This is a genomic window from Succinimonas sp. (assembly GCF_045225735.1).
Classification (GTDB): Bacteria; Pseudomonadota; Gammaproteobacteria; order Enterobacterales; family Succinivibrionaceae; genus Succinimonas.
In genome coordinates this window covers 1-2,685 of the sequence record NZ_JBGVBR010000046.1, presented here as the reverse complement: position 1 = coordinate 2,685, position 2,685 = coordinate 1, and the positions used below count along the sequence as shown (strand labels likewise).

The 2,685-nt window shown below is 51.9% G+C and carries 3 protein-coding genes; all 3 read left to right on the top strand.

Annotated features, from left to right (window positions below):
• Positions 1-181: L-rhamnose isomerase (locus ACJROR_RS01720; protein ID WP_406545590.1), on the top strand; the 181-nt coding region annotated here is incomplete at its 5' end.
• Entirely contained in the window at positions 178-411 is a 234-nt protein-coding gene (locus tag ACJROR_RS01715; RefSeq protein ID WP_406545589.1) for a hypothetical protein, read from the top strand. The genes ACJROR_RS01720 and ACJROR_RS01715, both read left to right, overlap by 4 nt.
• A 124-nt stretch (positions 412-535) precedes the next feature.
• The coding region (locus ACJROR_RS01710) for an MMPL family transporter (protein ID WP_406545588.1) at positions 536-2,685 on the top strand (2,150 nt) is incomplete at its 3' end.

Below are 2,685 nucleotides of genomic sequence, written 5' to 3'. Positions count from 1 at the left end.
GAAAGCCCTTCAGGATGCCGGACAGTTCAGCAAGCTGATGGTCCTGCAGGAAGAACTGAAGACCCTGCCATTCGGGGAAATTTGGGACGAGTATTGCCGCAGCTGCGGGAAACCTGCCGACGGCGAGTGGTATCCGCAGATCGAGGAATATGAAGAGAAAGTGCTGGTGAACAGGAAATGAAGAATATTCTGGAAGCGCCCTTTATGGTGGAAATGATCCGCACGACAACGAAAATGTACGATCATGGCTGGGACGAGCGCAACGGCGGTAACATCAGCCTGATGCTGGACGAAAAAGAAGTTGCGGAATACCTGGATATGGGGAAAGTGCTGCGCACGATCCCGACCGAACAGATGCATCTGTTGGAAAAACGATTTGGCATTCGGGCAAGGGAAGGTTATCTGAAATAATCCATACCGGCGGGAAATGATTCCCGCTGCTTTTTTGGAATTGGTTTGGGGAATTGGCTGTGTTGTGGTATACTCTAAAGAGGAAGAAACAAACGATGCGATGAAATCATATGAGGCAATATGGATGAAAAGAAAACTGGCATCATTTGTCGTTGATCACCGGCGGGCAGTCTTTGTTCTGATGCTGCTCATAGCGGCTGTCAGCGCGTTTTTGCTCACAAAAGTCGAAATTAACGAAGATCTGACAAAATACCTGCCGGACAAATCTGCCATGAAACAGGGAATCGACATCATGGCGGCCGAATTTCCCGAAGCGCAGACCAGTCAGACAATCCGCGTTATGTTTGACCACCTGAACCCGGAGGAAAAAGAAGACATCCGCGTCAGGCTGCAAAACATTCCGTATGTGACGGATGTCACCTGGCAGGCAGATGATCCGGATTATAACCGGGACGACCACACGCTGTTTGTCGTCAGCACGGATGCCGGCTACAAGTCGGCCGAAATGAAATCCATCAAGAAGGCGCTTGACCATGAATTTCAGGGTTATGAGATTGCCTGGCATGATGACGACGTCGGGAATCCAGAAGTGCCGCCGTGGATCCTGCTCTGCGGGGTTGCCGCCATCCTGCTGATCCTGCTGGTCATGTGCGGGTCATGGATCGAACCTTTTCTGTTTCTCGCGGGCATCGGGTTTGCGGTGATCATCAACCAGGGAACCAACATCTTTCTGGGGAGCGTTTCCACCGTGACTGCTTCCATGTCCGCGATCATGCAGCTGGTGCTTTCCATGGACTATTCCATCATCCTGAGCAACCGGTTCAAACAGGAACGGGCAAAAAACGACAATATCACAGCGTCCATGAAGACAGCGGTCATCAATGCTTTTCCGTCGATCGTTTCCAGCGGGATGACCACGGTGGCCGGGCTCCTGATGCTCGTGTTTATGAGCTTCAAAATCGGGACGGATCTGGGAGTTGTGCTGGCAAAAGGCGTATTCCTGAGCATGTTCTGCGTGCTGGTGATTATGCCCGGGATCCTGATTGCCTGTGACAGCCTGATCCGGAAAACGACCAAGAAATCCCTCCGAATCCCGACAAAGGGTCTCGCGACCTTTTCCAATAAAGCACATACCGCGATCACGGCAGTCTTTGTGCTTGTGCTGGCCGGAGCATTCATCCTGCAGCAGCAGACCGGCATTGTTTATACCCTGCAGCGGGAGGATCCGGTGGCGGAGGTTTTTCCCGCCGATAATATGCTTGTGCTTGTCTATCATAACGATGATGAGCCGGAAATTCCCGGGATCAGCGGCATGCTGGAAGAAGACAGCATGGTCAAATCCGTCACCTGTTATTATTCAGCGCTTGCCACCCCGTATACGGCAGCGGAAATGGCGCAGAACATGCCTGAAATGCAGGAGGGAATGAAACTGAACGGGGATGTTCTCTCCATGATCTATTATCTGCGGTATGCGGGAGACCAGCCCCTGAAAATGACAGCGGCGGAATTTTTTTCCTTCCTTTCCGATCATGTTGCCGGGAATGAAATGTTTGAGGCCTATATGAGTGAGGAGCAGCGGGAGATGCTTTCACAAATCGGAAATTACGCCGGAATGGTCAGCCTTCTTGCCGGGAACGATCCGATGACCCCGAAGCAGATGGCGGACATGTTTTCGGCTTTTTCGTCTGATCTGAATGAGACATCCCTGGAGCTGATGTTCCTGTACAAGGCGGGCCTGGAAAACAGTGATCCGAAGTGGACCATGACAATGGAGGAATTGTTCGACTTCCTGTACGGAACGGTTCAGCATGATCCGCGGTTTTCACCGCTGCTGGGAGAGGAGGCGAAAGCCGCGCTTTCCGATGCGAAGGAGCAGCTGACTGCCGGGAAAGCGCAGCTGGCAGGGGATCAGCACTCACGCATGATCATCACCACCAGGTATCCGGATGAAGCCGAAGAAACATTCCGGTTTATTGACAGGCTTTCCGCTGCGTGCGGGGAAAAATTCAAAGCAGATTATTATCTGATCGGCAACTCGGCGATGAATCTTGAAATGTCGCGCTCCTTTGGAAACGAGTATCTGTTTATCACCATCCTGACAGCCGTCGTGATCTTCCTGATCGTTTCCCTGTCCACCAGATCGTTCATGATTCCGCTGATCCTTGTGCTGATTGTCCAGACCGGTGTTTTTATCACAGTGGCCAGCATCGGTCTTTTCGGAGGCAGCATTTATTATCTGGCCCTGCTGATCGTCCAGTGCATTCTGATGGGCGC